This window comes from Paraburkholderia atlantica, from assembly GCF_009362785.1.
GTDB classification, from domain to species: Bacteria; Pseudomonadota; Gammaproteobacteria; order Burkholderiales; family Burkholderiaceae; genus Paraburkholderia; species Paraburkholderia atlantica.
The window spans coordinates 75,971-91,845 of the sequence record NZ_WHNQ01000020.1 but is presented as its reverse complement, the minus strand read 5'-3'; the positions used below and the strand labels follow the sequence as shown (position 1 = coordinate 91,845).

Sequence of the window (15,875 nt, the reverse complement as noted above, 5' to 3'; positions counted from 1 at the left end):
ACACGGCGAAAGCCTGGACAACGAATCGACTACGACATGAACCGCGAGACAACCCGCTCCTTCGCTCCGATCAAACGCGCCGCTGCCGCGCTTGCCATCGCCCTCGGCGTATTGACAGGATTCAACGCCGTAGCCCACGCCCAAGGTGATGCCGATGTACCTTCGCTCAAAGGCAAGCGCATAGGTATTACGGCGGTGGGCACGGACCACTACTGGGATCTGAAAGCCTATCAAGGCGCCATCGACGAGGTGAAGCGTCTGGGCGGCACGCCGATCGCGCTTGACGCGGGCCGTAACGACAATCGCCAGATCGCGCAGATACAGACGCTCATCGCACAGAAGCCCGACGCCATCATCGAGCAGCTCGGTACCGCGACTGTGCTGGAGCCGTGGTTGCAAAAAATTCGCCAGGCCGGCATCCCGCTGTTCACCATCGATACGGCGTCGCCGTCGAGCCTCAACGCCACCACATCGGACAATTTTTTCATCGGCGAACAACTGGCGCTCAAACTCGTCAACGACATCCATGGTGAAGGCAACATACTCGTATTCAACGGCTTCTACGGCGTGCCCGTGTGCGCGATCCGTTACGACCAGTTGAAGGCCGTGCTCAAGTATTACCCGAAGGTGCACATCATCGAGCCGGAATTGCGCGATGTGATTCCCAACACCGTGCAGAGCGCCTATGCGCAGGTGAGCCAGTTGCTCACGAAATACCCCAAGGGGCAAATCTCGGCGATCTGGGCCGCGTGGGACGTGCCGCAGGTGGGGGCGACCCAGGCCGTCGATGCAGCGCATCGCAGCGAGATTCGCACCTATGCCGTCGACGGCAGTCCGGACGTGGTGTCGCTAGTCAAGGATCCGAAGTCGAGCGCTGCCGCTGTGGTGGCGCAGCAGCCCGCGCTGATCGGCAAGACCGCCGTCGACAATGTCGCGCGCTATCTCGGTGGCGAGCGCAATCTGCCGCCCTACACTTACGTCCCGTCGATTCTCGTGACCAAGGACAACGCTGCCGAAGTGCAGAAGACGCTCGGTCAGTCCGCGCAGTCCGGCCAGCTCGCCTCGAAATGAGTGAGCCGCTCAACGGCAAGCGGGCCCCAGCCATTGCGCCCGCCCTCGAACTGCGCGCTCTCTCGAAGCAGTACGGCGGCGTGCAGGCGCTGCGTGGCGCATCGTTGAGCGCCGCGCGGGGCACGGTGCATGGACTGATTGGCCAGAACGGCGCCGGGAAATCTACGCTCATCAAGATTCTCGCGGGGCTCGAGCGAGCGGACGCGGGCGAGATTGAGGTCGATGGCGTTGAGATTGGCGCGGGAGTGCGCAGCGAGATTGCCTTCATTCATCAGGAGCGTCTGCTCTCACCGACATTCACGGTGGCCGAAGCGCTCGCGCTCGGCGACGAGCCAGTAGCCGTGCCCGGCGTGCGCCGTCTGCGCGCCCTGCTGCCGCTCGATTTGCGCCGCATGCGCCGCCGCGCGAACGAGGCGCTGGCCGAGCATTTCGACATCGCGTTGCCACCGGAGCGTCTGATCGGCGAATTGAGCGTCGCAGAGCAGCAGATCGTACAGATCACGCGCGCGCTCATGCGCACGCCGCGCATCCTCGTGTTCGATGAGCCGACCGCCGCGCTCGTGAGCCGCGAGGTCGAGCGCCTGTTGCAGACGATTGATCGCCTCCGTGCACGCGGCCTCACGATCCTCTATGTCTCGCACTATCTGAACGAGATAGCGTCGCTGTGCGACCACGTGACGGTATTGCGCGATGGCGTCGATGTGGCGCACGTCGATGCGCGCGACACGACTGTCGACGCGCTTGTCTCGGCGATGATCGGCACACAGCCTGCGGCGCGTTCGCGCCGTGAAAACGCATCGCCCCGGGAGGTAGTGCTTGAAGCACGAGATCTCTGCGCCCCGGGACGCTTCGGGCCGTTGTCCTTCGCGCTAAGGCGGGGCGAAGTGCTGGGCGTAACGGGGCTGGTCGGCTCGGGCGGCAAGCCTCTGGTGCGCAGCCTGTTCGGCCTGGAGCGCGGAGTCCGTGGCGAATTGCGTGTGCGCGGCAAGGCCGTGCGCTTGTGCCGACCGGCCGACGCAGTGCGCCAGGGCATCGCTTTCGTGCCTGAGGATCGACGCCGCCAAGGTGTCGCGACTGCACTGTCCGTGCGCGACAACCTTTCACTGCCGAGCCTCGCGCGCTTCAGCCGCTTTGGCGTATTGAATACGCGCCGCGAGACCGCGTCAGCATGTGCACTGATCGACACGCTCGGCGTGCGCACGCCTGGCCCGCAAGCGCCTGTGCGTCATCTCTCGGGCGGTAACCAGCAGAAAGTTGCGCTCGGCAAGTGGCTCAGCCGCAAGACAGACGACGGCGCGGCCATCTATATCCTCGACGAGCCGACAGTCGGCGTGGACGTCGGCGCGAAAGCAGACATCTATCGCCTCATCGATGCGCTCGTGGCTGAAGGCGCGGCCGTGCTGATTTTCTCCAGCGATCTGCACGAACTGCTCGAGGTGACCGACCGCGTACTCGTGCTTGCGCGTGGTGCAATCGTCCAGAACGTGCCCTCGCACGCTGCCCATGCCCAGGACCTGCTCGCGTGGGCCACGCTCGCGCGGTCGCCCGAAGAAAGCGCGCCGAAACAGGAGAATGCAGCATGATCGGCAAGGTGATCGAGCGCCTGGATGCGCTGCGCGGCAACGACGATCTCGCCAGTGATCGCACCGGTTCGACGACGCCCCAGCCAGACGCCCCTGGCGCGCAATTCTGGCTGCGCGGCGGCGCCGTGCTGGCCTTTGCACTGGTGTTCGCGGTCTTCGCGGCGACCTCCCCGCTCTTTCTCACGCTCGCCAATCTCGCCAATATCGTGCAGCAGTCGGCGGTGCTCGGCGCGCTCGGGTTCGGTCTCACCGCAGTGCTGATCGGCGGCGGCGCGGACTCGATCAAAGGTGGCCTGGATCTGTCGATCGCCGCCAACATGGGTCTATGCGCCGCGGCTCATGCGGTGGCACTGCGTGCGGGTGTGTCGAGCGCGGGCGCGGTCGGCCTCGCGCTCACGGCGGGCGTGACGATCGGCGCGCTCAATGCCTTCGCGGTGCTCGGCCTGCGCATCCTGCCGCTGCTTGCCACGCTCACAACGATGAACCTTTGCGCGGGCCTCGAACTCGTGCTCACGCAGAACACCTCGGTGCCGGCTACTTCCCCACTGCTCGCCTTCCTGATCGGCGAAGGCGCATCAGGTATCCCGCATCTTGCGACGGCGTTGCTCGCCGTCGCCGTGCTCGTCACTCTGCTGGTGCACTACACGCCATTCGGGCTGCGCCTGCGCGCGTGCGGCGAAGACGCCCAGGCAGCCCGCGCGGCGGGATTGAATGTGCGCGCTTATGCGGCCGCAAGCTATCTGCTCGGCGGCTTCGCGGCGGCGCTCGCCGCGCTGGCGTCGTCGGCGCTCCTGAGCGGCAGTTCGCCCGGCGCGGGCGAAAACCTGCTGGCCGTAGTGGCAGCGGCGCTGCTCGGCGTGGTTTTCTCGCGGCGCATGGTGCCGACGATGCCGGGCACGCTGCTGGCCGTGCTCTTCATCGGCGTCGTCAGCAACGGGTTTCAGCTCGACAACGTCTCCAGTTACTGGGTCAACGGCGTGGAAGGAGCGCTGATTCTGTTCGTCGTCTCCACCACGGCGCTGCTGCGTCGCCGTCACCTCGGAACGCATGCTCATGACTGATCGGCTCGTGCGCATCCAGCGCTTTTCGCTGCCGGGCGCGCTGGTCGCCGTCAGCGTATTCTTCGCGGTGTGCTCGCCAGGATTTGCGCAGCCCCGCAATCTAGGCAATGTGCTGCTCAACGATTTCGCGCTGCTGGCGATTGCTGCGCTCGGCATGACCCTTGCCCTATCGATCGGCGCCGTCGACCTGTCGCTTGGCACGGCTATCGACGTTAGCAGCCTCGTTTTCGTCCTTTTGAGCGCACATCACGTGGGGGTACCGCTGGCCGCCGTGGCCGCGCTCGGCGCAGCGCTGCTGGTGGGCGCGTTCAACGGCATGCTGGTGGCGGCCCTCGGCATCGCACCATTTCTGGCGACGCTCGGCACGCTCTTCATCGGCCAGACTCTGCAGCAGCTTGCGACCGATGGCGGCCAACCCGTCTACCTGCTGGGCCTCCCGTTGCCGCCGCTGTTCGGCGCGCTCGCGCACGGCACGTGCGCCGGCGTACCGGTGCCCTTGTGGATCGTGGCGGCGCTCGCGTTAGTCGTACACGTGTCGCTCGCGCATTCGGTGTTCGGCCGCTACAGTGCCGCACTCGGTACGCAACCCGGCGTCGCTCGTTATTCGGGCCTGCCGGTTGCGGTCATTGTCGCGGCAACTTTCGTGGCGGGCGCGCTGATCTATGGCGTGGTGGGCCTGCTGCTGTCATCGATGGTGAAAGCCTATGTGCCGCAAGCTGGCAACGGCTATCTGCTCAACGCCATCGGCGCGACCTTCATCGGTACGACGCTGTCGCGCGCGCGGCGGCCCAATGTGCCCGGCACGCTACTCGGCGTGCTGCTGCTGAGCCTGGTGGCAAACGGGCTGTTGCTGATCGGCTGGAACTTCTACTGGCAGCAGGTCGCCACGGGCGTGCTGATCTTCGCGGTGCTGGCGTTCAGCTTCGCGTCGCGGAGCGAGCAACAGGCCTAGCGTTCCGCATTGCTCGGCACGCTCTGGCGGGTTGCGCGCTGGATGTCGGCAGTGAAGCGGATCAGATGCCGTCGCGGGTTCTCGCGCGGCATCGGAAGGTGATCGCGACACCGTATATCGGCGGTCTTACGCCGCAGGCAACCGAACATCAGGCGCTCGAAACAGTGTCGCAAGTCGAAGCAATGCTGCGAGGAGCCATACCGGAGGTTGCGGTCAATGCGGCCCGCGCGAGCCGCGTAGGCCGATTCGCAAGCGGTGGGAACACGGCCACGCCGTCGTCGGTCTCCACCAGCCTCTGACATCCTATGAATCCGACTCTGGCAGCGATGCACCCAGGCCCAAGCGATTGCCACATCCATATCTACGAAGAGGGCTATCCGTTCGCGCCGCACGCGAGCGCTGCTCCGCCGCCTACTGAGCGCATGCCGGCAAGTGCAAAAGGCGCTAGGTCTCACGCGCGCGGTCATCGTCCAGCCGACCGGCTACGGCTTCGACGATAGCTGTACGTTGGAGCGTGAGTACCGCGCGTTGTACGCGGCCTTCGTTTTGCAGCGGTTCGAAGTGACGCTTCGACACTGCCAGCCTGTGCCACGTTTCTCGCGGCTTATTGCGAGGCAGGAATCCACGCAGCGGTGGCCGCCTCACTCGAACGGAAGGCAGGGAATTTCTCGCCAAGGTCCGCAATCGTTTTGATGTCGTTTTTCAACAGATCGTCGCGCGTGATCAGCGTCGGCTTCACCACGATGTGATGACCCGGGTCCTGTCCTGCCACCAGTAGGGCCGCCGCACGTACCGACACGGCGCCGACCACGGCGGGATTGGTCGCCGCTGTCGCCACCCAGGCGCTGCCTGGCGCGCGGATCGCTTCGATATCGGCAGTCGAAATGTCCGCGCTGTAAATGCGCAGTTTCGACGACAGTCTGGCTTCGTCAGCGGCCAGTTTGGCGCCGCGCGCAAACTCGTCGTATGGTGCGAACACGACGCGAATCTCCGGATGCGCGCGGTACGCGGCCGACGCCTGATTCGCAACGGACTGCGCGATCGGGTTATCCACCGTGCCCCAACGCGCCTTTTCCTGCACGTTCGGATGCGCGCGCTTGAAGTCGCGCCACACGGCGTCACGCCTGTCGAGCGGCGCGAAGCCCGCGACATACACGTAACCCGCTGCGAACGCGTCGCCGTTGTCCTTCACAGCCTGATCGAGCAACAGTGACGCGAGATCGCGATCGCTCTGCTCGATTTGCGGCACCTTCGGATTGGCGAGATCCACGTCGAACGCGACGACCTTGACGCCCTTGTCCAGCGCACGCTGCACGACATCTTTCAGCGACTCCGGCAAGCCGTGATTGACGATGATCGCCGAGACACCCAGGCTGATTGCCTGCTGGATCTGCTCGCGCTGCTCCGACGCATCCTGGCGGCCCTCGTAGATGCGCAAGTCGACACCCAGCGCCCTGGCCTGCTTCTGCGCGCCCGCTTCGTAAGCCTGGAAGAAGTCACCCGTCGACAGATAATTGACGAGCGCGATCCGCACACCGCCCTTGTCGAACGGCGCCGGTGCGCCTTTGAGCGGCTCGGAATGTGCGGATACCGCAGACAGCACGGCAGCCGAGCACAACGTCAGTGCGCCCAGCGCACGCACCCAGATCGAACGGCTTTGAAACAGCGATTTCATCGAAAGTCCCCTTGTTTGATGCCTGATTACCGGCAGCGTCAGTTCCATGCGTGACGTGCCGGTTTCACGCCGTTCACATAGTAGTTGCCGACGAGGTGATACTTCCATCGGACAGGATCGTGCAGCGTATGCGTGCGCGCGTTGCGCCAGTGACGGTCGAAGTTGTGTTCGCTCAGGGTCGACTGCGTGCCCGCGAGTTCGAAGAGCTTTTCGCCGGCCAGCAGCGCGATTTCGGTCGTCAATACCTTGGCCTCGCCGACGGCGACCGAGGCACGCGCGACATCGTCTTCCGTGGTCGCGCCTTTGGCCGACAATTCGTCGAGCACGCGTGCAGCGCGTTCGAGCAGCGCTTCGGCGGCATGCAGCTGGATATGCAGGCGGCCGATTTCACGCAGCGTGAGCGGATCGTCGCCGGCCTTGTCGACGCCGCTGTCGACCCACGGTCGCGCGCGCGTGCGAACGAATTCGAGCGTATCGGCGATGGCGGCTTTCGCGATGCCTGCATCGATGGCAGCCTGAATGATCTGCGACACGGGGCCATTGAGTGTTGGTTCGTCGGAAACGCGCTGCGCAGGCAGCACGTGCGACGCCGGCACGCGCACGTCTTCCAGCGTGACCGTACCGCTTGCCGTCGTACGCTGGCCAAAGCCGGACCAGTCGTCGATGACCTCAAGGCCCGCCGTGCCCTTGGGGATATACGCGAGCCACGCTTTGCGTTCTTCATCGAGCCCAAGCACGGGCACGTAGTGCGCGAATAGTGCCCCTGTCGAATAGAACTTCGTGCCGTCAATCACATAGTCGTCGCCATCGCGCCGCACCGTGGTCCTGAGATCGAGCACGTTCTTCGTGCCCTTTTCGGAGAAGCCGTTGCCGAAGCGCTTGCCCGCCAGGATTTCCGCAAAGAAATAGCGCTTTTGTTCTTCGGTGCCTGTCAACACAATCACATCGACCAGGCCGAAATGATTCTGCGGCAACTGGCCAAGCGACGGATCGGCCGCAGAGACGATCTTGATGACCTCCGTCAGCGTGACGAACGACACACCCGCGCCGCCATACGCCTTCGGCACCGTGATGCCCCACAGCCCCGATTGCGAGAACCACTCGATCTCTTCGCGCGGCAACCGGCGCTCGCGATCGCGCTCGGATGCACCCGCCGCAATACGCCGCGCCAGCTCATGCGCGACGGCAATGGCTTGCGCATCGTCGGCGATCACCCGCACCGCGCGGGCATGCGCGTCCGTCTGCTGTTGATCGGCTACGTCGGTTTCGGCCATGAATGTCTCCCTTTGATGACTATCGGCACAGACTAGCAACGCTCGTCACGATCACAAACTGAGCGATTTGCAAATGGATATGACGTCGATGCGCAGATGGTTTTCTCGTCTCACCCGCGCGCACCCGAACGCGAGCCGACACTGAATGTGAAAGCCAATGCAAACACGAGCAGCACGCCCTTGATGAAGTCCTGCATGTAGTACGGCGCGTTCAGCATGGTCAGGCCGTTGAGCAGCACGCCGACGAACACCGCGCCCACCACCGTGCCGAGCACGTTGGGCCGCTTCGCGCCCCATACCGCGTAGCCGACCAGCGCCGCCGCGACGGCGTCGAGCAGCAACGAATGCCCCGCGCTCACATCGCCCCGGCCGACGCGTGCCGCAATCAGCACACCGCCCAACGCGGCAATCGTCGATGACGCGACATAGGCCGCGATGCGATAGCGAGCCGTCGGCGCGCCGGCGAGGCGCGCGGCCGTTTCGTTGCCGCCGATCGCATAGATCACCCGCCCCCAGCGCGTCGCCTCCATGACGAAGCACGCCACCGCCGTCAACGCCGCCAGCAGCAGAACAGGCAGCGGCACGATGTCCAACAGGCGCGAACGCCCCAGCGCGAGAAACAGATCGGGAAAGCTGCCCGTCGCTTCCGTGCCGTCGGGCAGCACGGTGCCCGTCGCAAGCGAACGCCCGCCTGTCGGAATCAATTGCAGACCTGCCAGCAGGAACAGCGTGCCGAGCGTGGCAAGCTGGTCGGGCACGCGCAGACGTGTGATAAGCACACCATTGAACAGGCCCGCGACTACGCCGAATGCCAGACAGGCCAGCACGGCGCTCCACGCTCCGCCATGCCATACGATCAGCACATAGCTCGCGACCATTTGCGCGGTTGCAGCGACGCTGCCTACCGAGAGATCGAAGCCGCCTGCCGCCAGCGTGATCGTGACGCCTATGCCCAGCAGCGCGACGATCGAAACGGCCTGCAGAATGCTCAGCAGATTGTCGACGTTCAGAAAGGCTGGCTCGCGCACCGCGAACACGACGATCAGGACGGCCAGCACCAGCAGGATGCCCGTGCGTTCCAGATGCTCGCGCAGACTGCCCGAGCGCGGGCGCGCCGTCGATTCGGCAGGGACGTTCGTCGTCACGGACGGGGTGGTGGATTTCATGAATGAGGGAGAGCAACAAAAGAAAGAGAATCGGCGGGAGCCGCGCGCTCGAGTGTCGTACCGCGATCGAAATGCACGACGCGATCGGCGATTTCGAACGCTTCTTCGAGATCGCTGACGAACACCAGCGTGGCACGCCCCGCCGCACGCTTGCGCAGCAGTGCCACGATGTCGGCGCGCGCGCCTGCATCGACGCCCTGAAACGGTTCGTCGAGCAGCAACAGCTTCGATGGTTCCGCGTGCCAGCGCGCGAGCACGACCTTTTGCTGATTGCCGCCCGACAGACGCGACAGCCGGTCGTCCGGTCCCGTGCAGCGCACGCCGAATGCGGCAATCGCCTCGCCGGCCGCCGCCCGCTCCGTCTCACGACGCACGAAGCCGCCCTTATGCCAGCGTGGCAGAAATGGAAAACTGAGTGTGCCCGCGATCGATGCGAACGGCACGCTGTCCGGAAACAGCGACGAGCGCCAGCGGTCTTCTCCCGCGAGGTAGACACCCGCGCGAATCGCGTCAGCGGGCGAGCGCGGTCGCCATGGCTTGCCGAGCAACTGCATGTCGCCTTGCACGGCGCGCGTTTCGCCAAAAATGACGCGCGCGAGACGCGATTTTCCGCCGCCGATGGGGCCTGCAATCGCCACGATCTTGCCTTCTTCGACGTCCAGATCGAAAGGTATCGAAGCTGGCGTCAGCTTCAGATCGCGCGCGCTGAACACCACGTCGCTGGATGTGCCGCTGTCGTGCGGCGCAGCGCGATCGGCGGGCAGTGCATGGCCGATCATCGTTTCTACCGCGGCGTCGAAATCGATGGGCGGACGCAGATTCGCCACGATGCGGCCATCGCGCATGACGGTCACGCGGTCCGCGATGCGGCGCAAGTCACCTAGCCGGTGAGACACCAGCAATATCGCCGCGCCGTCGGCACGCAAACGCTCGATCAAGGCGAAAAGCCGCTCCGCTTCCGGCGCAGAAAGACTCGCCGTAGGCTCATCGAGAATCAGCAACGACGGATTGCCGGCCAATGCACGCGCCAGGGTCACAAGTTGCTGCCCTGCCAGCGACAGCGTATGCAACGGCGCAGACAGGTCGACTTCGAGTCCCACGCGCAGCGCAAGTGGCCGTGCGGCATCGACGCGCACCGCTGGCGTCATACGCCACGCAGTCGCCGCATCGCAAAGCTGATCGAGCAGCAGGTTATCCGCAATGGATAACGTCGGGACCACGGCATCAGCGGTGCTTTGATGCACGGTCGCGACGCCAAGCCGTTTGGCCTGCTGCGGCGACCAAGGCGCGAAGGGTTCGCCGCGCAACGTCAGCGCACCGCTATCCGCTCCGTAGACGCCGCTGATTATCTTGACGAGCGTCGATTTGCCCGCGCCGTTCGCGCCCATCAACGCCACCACCTCTCCCGCACGGATGTCGAGATCGAGATGGGTCAGCGCAGTCGTCGCGCCGAATCGCTTCGTGATGGAGACCGCCTTCAGGACAGGCTGATTCATTGCAGGGAGGATCGCTTCTGGATGCATGACCTTTCATGCTAGACAAGCTCGTCCATGCCGCAAACGAATCGCTATTCATATGCTTAGTATTCTCAACCGATTGATGGCACTTTCTGTCCCCGCAGTCATACCGCCGCTATCGTCGACATAAGTCGCCATACGGATAACGATCTGCCAATCCGTTATTTACGCGCGGCGAGCGGTGATTTTTATACTCGCCTTTGTCCAGCGCTCCATGCGCGTCGTGGGCTTCGCTACCGCCTTTCAAAGGATCTGCATGACCTCATCGCACGCCGCCGATCTCTCCGTCGGAACCGACTACGAATCACTCGCCAATCGCTTTCGCCCAATCTTCGCGCGTATCGCCGAAGGTGCGGCACAGCGCGACCGTTCGCGCGAATTGCCGCATGAAGCGATTGGCTGGCTCAAGGACGCGGGCTTCGGCGCAGTGCGGATACCGGTCGCGCATGGCGGTGCCGGTGCATCGCTGCCGCAACTGTTTCGTCTTCTGATCGAACTCGCCGCGGCCGATTCGAATCTGCCGCAGGCGTTGCGCGCGCACTTCGCTTTCGTCGAAGACTGGCTGAATGTGCCGCCCGGCACCGAGCGCAACACCTGGTTCGACCGCTTCGTGAGCGGACAACTGGTGGGCAGCGCGTGGTCCGAGGTGGGTGACGTCGCCGTCGGCACGCTGTCGACCAGCGTATCCCGACGCGATGGCCAGTACGTGGTGAATGGCTCGAAGTACTACAGCACGGGTAGCATCTTTGCCGAGTGGATCGACGTGCTCGCGAAACGCGAGGAAGACGGCGCCGACGTAATCGCCGCCGTCAGCACGAATCAACCCGGTGTGTTGCGCAAGGACGACTGGGACGGGTTCGGCCAGACAACCACGGGCAGCGGCACGACCGTATTCATCAATGCCTCGGTCGATGCGCATGACATCATTGCGTTCGAGCGGCGCTTCAAGTATCAGACTGCGTTTTATCAGTTGGTGCATGTCGCCACACTGGCGGGCATCGGTGCGGCCATTACGCGCGACGTCGGCACGCTGGTGCGGCAGCGCAAGCGCATCTATAGTCACGGCAATGCGCCGCACGTGAGCGAAGACGCGCAGATCCAGCAGGTGGCGGGCGAAATCGCCTCATGGGCCTATGCGGCACAGGCGCTGACAGGGCAGGCGGCGCAGCCTTTGCAACGCGCGTACGAAGCCCGTTTTTCCAACGATGCCGAAGCGCAGCATCGCGCCAACGTCGATGCCGAACTCGAATCGGCGCAGAGCCAGCTTGTCGTGTCGGAACTCGTATTGCGCGCGGCGACGCATCTGTTCGATGCGCTCGGTGCGTCGGCGACCAGCACCACGCAGGCGCTCGATCGTCACTGGCGCAACGCGCGCACCGTGTCGTCGCACAATCCCCTCGTCTACAAGGCGCGCATCGTCGGCGACTGGGTGATTAACGGCAAGGAGCCGCCGTTTATCTGGAGCATCGGCAACGGCCCCGGCCGGGGGAGCAAGTGAGCGTCATGACCAAACCCATTCGCTTCAACGCATTCGAGATGAATTGCGTCGGTCATCAGTCGCCGGGCTTGTGGGCCCATCCGCGCGACCGCTCGTGGCAATACAAGGATCTCGAATACTGGACGGATCTCGCGAAGGTATTGGAGAAAGGTATTTTCGACGGCATCTTTATCGCCGACGTGATCGGCTATTACGACGTCTACAAGGGCAACAACTATCACGCGCTGCATCAGGCCGCGCAGATTCCCGTCAACGATCCGCTGCAACTCGCCGCGCCGATCGCGATGGTCACCGAGCACCTTGGCATCGGCATCACGGCGTCGACGAGTTTCGAGCATCCGTACACCTTCGCGCGCCGCCTCTCGACCGCCGATCATCTGACGAAGGGCCGGCTCGCGTGGAATATCGTCACGTCGTATCTGGAGAGCGGCGCGAAGAACATCAGCGAAGGCGGATTGCGCGATCACGGCAATCGCTATGAAGTCGCGACGGAATACGTCGAAGTTCTGTATAAGCTTCTGGAAGGAAGCTGGGAAGACGGCGCGGTTGTCCGCGACCGCGAGAAGCGCGTGTTCACGCATCCGGAGAAGGTCCACGAAATCGGCCACAAGGGCAAGTACTTCGAAGTGCCCGGCTATCACCTTTGCGAGCCTTCTGCGCAGCGCACGCCGGTGCTCTTTCAGGCAGGTGCATCGGGCCCGGGTAAGGCATTCGCTGCGCAGCACGCCGAATGCGTGTTCGTCGCCGCGCCGACGCAAGCCGTCCTGAAAAACTACGTCAGCGATGTGCGACGCCAGGCAGCGGAAGCAGGACGCGATCCGGACAAGCTGCTTATCTACAACCTCGTCACCGTGATCGTCGATGAAACCGATGCGAAGGCGCAGGCGAAGTTCGATGAGTACAAGCGCTATGTGTCGTATGACGGATCGCTCGTGTTCATGTCGGGATGGACGGGTATCGACTTCGGCCAGTACGCGCCCACCGATCTCGTGAGACGCGTCGAAACCAACGCCATCGTCTCGGCCGTCGAACATCTGTCAGGCGGCGACAAGGCATGGACCATCGAGGAACTCGCGATCTGGGGCGGCGTCGGCGGCATGGGGCCTGTATTCGTCGGATCGCCTTCGACAGTGGCGGACATCCTGCAGCAATGGGTCAAGGCAACCGGCGTTGACGGATTCAACCTTGCGTATGCCATCGCGCACGAAACGTTCGAAGACGTCGTCCATTACCTCGTGCCCGAGTTGCAGCGCCGCGGCGTCTATCCGACCGCGTACACGCCCGGCACGCTGCGCGAGAAGCTGTTCGGCGACGGTGCGCGCCTGCCGCAGACGCATCCGGCTACCCGCTTTCGCGATATCGAGCGGATCAAGCGCGAGTCGCAACAGGCGCAGCACGTCACGGCAACACCGCCCGATGCCGAACCCGCAGCGGTGAGGTAAGCGCGTTGCGGCCGGTCATGCCGCTGTTCACATTCCTCCGTCTATCCAGCAGCGCGCCAGGCGCTAATGCAATCTTGCCTTATGTGTTCGCCGCACTGCTGCTGACGGGACTTGGATGGCCCGTCGCGCTGCGCGTGTACGCGCCGCATCGTTTGCGCCAGATCTGAGCGGAGCTGGCGGGTACCGAAGACGAAAGACCCGTATCGTCGCAGGCCGGGCTTGCGCCTGGCGCGTCGCTTCGCGATGCATAAAGAAGCATGGCGCCGTAAGCTGCCATGACACGCGTAAATCACCTGAATGCGCTGTTGCTACGGAGCCCGGCGTATCGACGAGCCTGTGTTTCCTGAATGATGTCGAGCATGCACGGGAGCTTTCGCGAGATGCTCAACCAAGGTCAAACAGGTCGCAACCGAACTCGTCGATGACCGCTTCGCGAAGAAGAGCATCGAAGCATCGGGCGGGCTCGCGGCCTTCGGAAATGCTCGGCGTGAGCGCGGGACTCGACTATCTGATTCTCGATGCACGCGGCCGGCTCGCGTATTCCGAATTGACGGCCGTCATGCCCGTGATCGGCGTGCCGCGGTTCCTGCCGGATCTCGGCGGGATATGCTCGTGCACGCTTCGGCAAGCATCAGAAGAACAATAGCGTGCGCAGTTCGATACTCCGACGCGGTCTTGCGTCCGGCGGCGACGACGGATCATCGAATGCCGTATGTGCTGTCAGCCGCGCGACACCGTCGCCAGCGGAATCGTAGATTTTCAGCAGCAGGACTTCTTCCGCCTTCATCAGCGGAAAGTAGTACCAGCGATGCTTCGGGTTGAACACGAACGCATAGGTCTCGCCGACTTTGTCCTGATAGATCAGATCCGACGGCACCAGATCGGTCGGCGCAATACTGCGCGCATCGCACAACGCCAACGGCGACGATTCGACCGTCGATCCGATGGGACGCCACAGGTTGACGATCGCCACCCTGCCCTTGAGCAGTTCTTCCGCTTCATGCGGCGGCAGGTGATCGCGCACGCGGCGCGGACCCGACACGAAGGTCTGGTCGTTGTGAATGAACTTGACCGGCTCGCGCACGGTGCCTGGACGCGCCGCATGGCCGTCGCGAATCGTGTGATCAAAGATGACGGCGCGCTTCGCGCCCGTCCAGCCCCTTAGCAGCGCCTCCGACTCCGGATAGTAAATGCGTTCTATCGCAGCAGGGTCCGTGAAATCGCTGAGCACGCTCGCGTGCTGCCGCAACTCGAAACCGTTGCGGTCCAACGATAAACCACCCGGCGGTGGCGAAACCCGCGCATTGACGATGTTCACACGCTGCGTCCGATACACGCCACTGCGCTGCGGCACGCCAGCAGGCGGCTCATAAGCGTAGGTAGCGGGCTTTTCCCCCGTCGCGACGAGATAGTTCAAGGCGGCTTCGACGACGGCCGGCTGTTCAATGACGACATCGCTCATGAGTTACGCTCCATGCCTGGGAGTGGACGAATTCAGTCCGGCGCTATTTCGCCGATGATCTGACAAGAACCGGATGTGACTGTGATGTTGAAGTAGCCGGCGCGCGCATAGCGGGCAATGCGTTCGAGGCGCTCCGGATCGTCCTTGCACGTATGCTCCGGTACAGACGGCACAGGCCGCGCCTGCGCGCGCTGACGCACGAATTCGAACGGATGAAGCACGGCCAGACGGTAAAACGATGCGAGGCTCATCGACATGACGCGCCCTCCTGCTCATGGCAACCTTGGTTGAATCTAGTCAGTGAAGTGGCAATGCACAAACAAGCATTTGTGCATTGCTTTGCAGCGTTTGGACGTTGCACAGGCTGGCCGTTCGAAGCGCGTGGCGCGTCGGTGCGTCGAGTGCACCGACGCTCTACACGACTAGCACATTCCTTGCGCCAGGCTATCAATGTGCAAAACACTTATTGGGGCGTCATCGGGCTGTTTTTTTATACTCGATTTCAGGTAGCACTCCGAGCCACGGAGTGCCAGTTTGAAGCATAGGTTGGAGGAAAAAGCGAATCAGTTTGCGTCCCTTGCACGATCGCGTGATCGACAAACGACTGGATCAGGAAACCCGCACCGCCTCGGGCATCGTGCTTCCCGACAGCGCCCCGAGAAGCCTGATCAGGGCTGCGCGAAGAAGACATCGTTGCGGTCGTGAACCGCTGAACCTGAACGCTCAAGGAGTCGAATCAAATGGCAGCAAAGGACATCGTATTCGCGGACAACGCCCGCTCGAAGCTCATCGAGGGCGTCAATATTCTGGCCGACGTCGTGAAGGTCACGCTTGGTCCGAAGGGCCGTAACGTCGTGCTGGAGCGTAGCTTCGGCGCGCCGGTCGTGACCAAGGACGGCGTGTCAGTGGCAAATGAAATCGAGCTGGCCGACAAACTGCAGAACCTCGGCGCGCAACTCGTCAAGGAAGTGGCCTCGAAGACCGGCGATCTCGCCGGCGACGGCATCACGACTGCGACCGTGCTCGCACAGGCGATCGTGCGCGAGGGCAACAAGTACGTCGCGGCGGCCCTGAACCCGCTGGGTGCACTGCGTTGATTGCGCGTCGAAGATCGGCGTCGATTTTTTTCGACGCGCTGCGTGAACATATAATCCGTACTCCGACGAGCTCACGC

14 protein-coding genes and 3 pseudogenes are annotated in these 15,875 nt (G+C 63.5%); 11 read left to right on the top strand and 6 right to left on the bottom strand.

Annotated features, from left to right (window positions below):
* Positions 1 to 36 precede the first annotated feature (36 nt).
* From GCT19_RS25515 to GCT19_RS43535, 6 genes and pseudogenes are all read left to right on the top strand, one after another.
* Positions 37 to 1,071, top strand: coding sequence for a sugar ABC transporter substrate-binding protein (locus GCT19_RS25515; protein ID WP_152853477.1), 1,035 nt, complete (start codon positions 37 to 39; stop codon positions 1,069 to 1,071).
* Entirely contained in the window at positions 1,068 to 2,654 is a 1,587-nt protein-coding gene (locus tag GCT19_RS25510) for a sugar ABC transporter ATP-binding protein (protein WP_152853476.1), read from the top strand. Before GCT19_RS25515 ends, GCT19_RS25510 begins: the two co-directional genes overlap by 4 nt.
* Positions 2,651 to 3,715, top strand: a complete 1,065-nt coding sequence (locus GCT19_RS25505) for an ABC transporter permease (RefSeq protein ID WP_018437003.1) — start codon at positions 2,651 to 2,653, stop codon at positions 3,713 to 3,715. The genes GCT19_RS25510 and GCT19_RS25505 overlap by 4 nt, the downstream gene beginning before the upstream one ends.
* A complete protein-coding gene (locus GCT19_RS25500; protein WP_152853475.1) occupies positions 3,708 to 4,667 on the top strand; it encodes an ABC transporter permease in 960 nt (319 codons plus the stop codon). The genes GCT19_RS25505 and GCT19_RS25500 overlap by 8 nt, the downstream gene beginning before the upstream one ends.
* Before the next feature lie 65 nt (positions 4,668 to 4,732).
* Entirely contained in the window at positions 4,733 to 4,966 is a 234-nt protein-coding gene (locus GCT19_RS25495) for a hypothetical protein (RefSeq protein ID WP_152853474.1), read from the top strand.
* A gap of 6 nt (positions 4,967 to 4,972) precedes the next feature.
* Positions 4,973 to 5,177: pseudogene (locus GCT19_RS43535) on the top strand (amidohydrolase family protein); the annotation flags it as partial.
* A gap of 94 nt (positions 5,178 to 5,271) precedes the next feature.
* Here the strand turns inward: GCT19_RS43535 and GCT19_RS25490 are convergent.
* The 4 genes from GCT19_RS25490 to GCT19_RS25475 all read right to left on the bottom strand — a co-directional run bounded on the left by GCT19_RS25490 (position 5,272) and on the right by GCT19_RS25475 (position 10,278).
* Positions 5,272 to 6,342 (bottom strand): substrate-binding domain-containing protein, encoded by a 1,071-nt coding sequence (locus GCT19_RS25490; RefSeq protein WP_018437006.1) that lies wholly within the window; start codon positions 6,340 to 6,342, stop codon positions 5,272 to 5,274.
* Positions 6,343 to 6,380: 38 nt separating this feature from the next.
* Positions 6,381 to 7,616, bottom strand: a complete 1,236-nt coding sequence (locus GCT19_RS25485; RefSeq protein ID WP_152853473.1) for an SfnB family sulfur acquisition oxidoreductase — start codon at positions 7,614 to 7,616, stop codon at positions 6,381 to 6,383.
* A gap of 110 nt (positions 7,617 to 7,726) precedes the next feature.
* Entirely contained in the window at positions 7,727 to 8,782 is a 1,056-nt protein-coding gene (locus GCT19_RS25480) for an ABC transporter permease (RefSeq protein WP_026228992.1), read from the bottom strand.
* Positions 8,779 to 10,278: a sugar ABC transporter ATP-binding protein gene (locus GCT19_RS25475; RefSeq protein ID WP_152853472.1), complete on the bottom strand. Its 1,500-nt coding sequence runs from the start codon at positions 10,276 to 10,278 to the stop codon at positions 8,779 to 8,781. The genes GCT19_RS25480 and GCT19_RS25475 overlap by 4 nt, the downstream gene beginning before the upstream one ends.
* A gap of 277 nt (positions 10,279 to 10,555) precedes the next feature.
* Between GCT19_RS25475 and GCT19_RS25470 the strand changes: the two genes are divergently transcribed.
* From GCT19_RS25470 to GCT19_RS42875, 3 genes are all read left to right on the top strand, one after another.
* Positions 10,556 to 11,797 (top strand): acyl-CoA dehydrogenase family protein, encoded by a 1,242-nt coding sequence (locus GCT19_RS25470; protein WP_152853471.1) that lies wholly within the window; start codon positions 10,556 to 10,558, stop codon positions 11,795 to 11,797.
* Positions 11,798 to 11,802: 5 nt separating this feature from the next.
* Complete coding sequence (locus tag GCT19_RS25465) at positions 11,803 to 13,239, top strand: LLM class flavin-dependent oxidoreductase (protein ID WP_152853470.1); 1,437 nt, start codon at positions 11,803 to 11,805, stop codon at positions 13,237 to 13,239.
* Between the two features lie 421 nt (positions 13,240 to 13,660).
* A complete protein-coding gene (locus GCT19_RS42875) occupies positions 13,661 to 13,885 on the top strand; it encodes a hypothetical protein (RefSeq protein ID WP_184247495.1) in 225 nt (74 codons plus the stop codon).
* On the opposite strand, the gene GCT19_RS25455 is transcribed toward GCT19_RS42875, so the two are convergent.
* Complete coding sequence (locus tag GCT19_RS25455) at positions 13,871 to 14,701, bottom strand: CmcJ/NvfI family oxidoreductase (protein ID WP_152853469.1); 831 nt, start codon at positions 14,699 to 14,701, stop codon at positions 13,871 to 13,873. The two genes, GCT19_RS42875 and GCT19_RS25455, sit on opposite strands and share 15 nt — an antisense overlap.
* A 32-nt stretch (positions 14,702 to 14,733) precedes the next feature.
* Entirely contained in the window at positions 14,734 to 14,958 is a 225-nt protein-coding gene (locus GCT19_RS25450; RefSeq protein ID WP_018436444.1) for a hypothetical protein, read from the bottom strand.
* A 305-nt stretch (positions 14,959 to 15,263) separates the two neighbouring features.
* On the opposite strand from GCT19_RS25450, the pseudogene GCT19_RS25445 reads away from it, so the two are divergent.
* Positions 15,264 to 15,376, top strand: a pseudogene (locus GCT19_RS25445) (co-chaperone GroES); the annotation flags it as partial.
* Positions 15,377 to 15,441: 65 nt separating this feature from the next.
* Positions 15,442 to 15,795: pseudogene (locus GCT19_RS25440) on the top strand (TCP-1/cpn60 chaperonin family protein); the annotation flags it as partial.
* Positions 15,796 to 15,875 lie beyond the last annotated feature (80 nt).

Bases quoted from the DNA above. Each gene is read 5' to 3' on its own strand.
- GCT19_RS25470 (WP_152853471.1), top strand. From the start codon at position 10,556: ATGACCTCATCGCACGCCGCCGATCTCTCCGTCGGAACCGACTACGAA.
- GCT19_RS25450 (WP_018436444.1), bottom strand. From the start codon at position 14,958: ATGTCGATGAGCCTCGCATCGTTTTACCGTCTGGCCGTGCTTCATCCG.
- GCT19_RS25495 (WP_152853474.1), top strand. From the start codon at position 4,733: ATGCCGTCGCGGGTTCTCGCGCGGCATCGGAAGGTGATCGCGACACCG.
- GCT19_RS25500 (WP_152853475.1), top strand. From the start codon at position 3,708: ATGACTGATCGGCTCGTGCGCATCCAGCGCTTTTCGCTGCCGGGCGCG.
- GCT19_RS42875 (WP_184247495.1), top strand. From the start codon at position 13,661: ATGACCGCTTCGCGAAGAAGAGCATCGAAGCATCGGGCGGGCTCGCGG.
- GCT19_RS25455 (WP_152853469.1), bottom strand. From the start codon at position 14,701: ATGAGCGATGTCGTCATTGAACAGCCGGCCGTCGTCGAAGCCGCCTTG.
- GCT19_RS25510 (WP_152853476.1), top strand. From the start codon at position 1,068: ATGAGTGAGCCGCTCAACGGCAAGCGGGCCCCAGCCATTGCGCCCGCC.
- GCT19_RS25465 (WP_152853470.1), top strand. From the start codon at position 11,803: ATGACCAAACCCATTCGCTTCAACGCATTCGAGATGAATTGCGTCGGT.
- GCT19_RS25490 (WP_018437006.1), bottom strand. From the start codon at position 6,342: ATGAAATCGCTGTTTCAAAGCCGTTCGATCTGGGTGCGTGCGCTGGGC.
- GCT19_RS25475 (WP_152853472.1), bottom strand. From the start codon at position 10,278: ATGAATCAGCCTGTCCTGAAGGCGGTCTCCATCACGAAGCGATTCGGC.
- GCT19_RS25515 (WP_152853477.1), top strand. From the start codon at position 37: ATGAACCGCGAGACAACCCGCTCCTTCGCTCCGATCAAACGCGCCGCT.
- GCT19_RS25480 (WP_026228992.1), bottom strand. From the start codon at position 8,782: ATGAAATCCACCACCCCGTCCGTGACGACGAACGTCCCTGCCGAATCG.
- GCT19_RS25485 (WP_152853473.1), bottom strand. From the start codon at position 7,616: ATGGCCGAAACCGACGTAGCCGATCAACAGCAGACGGACGCGCATGCC.
- GCT19_RS25505 (WP_018437003.1), top strand. From the start codon at position 2,651: ATGATCGGCAAGGTGATCGAGCGCCTGGATGCGCTGCGCGGCAACGAC.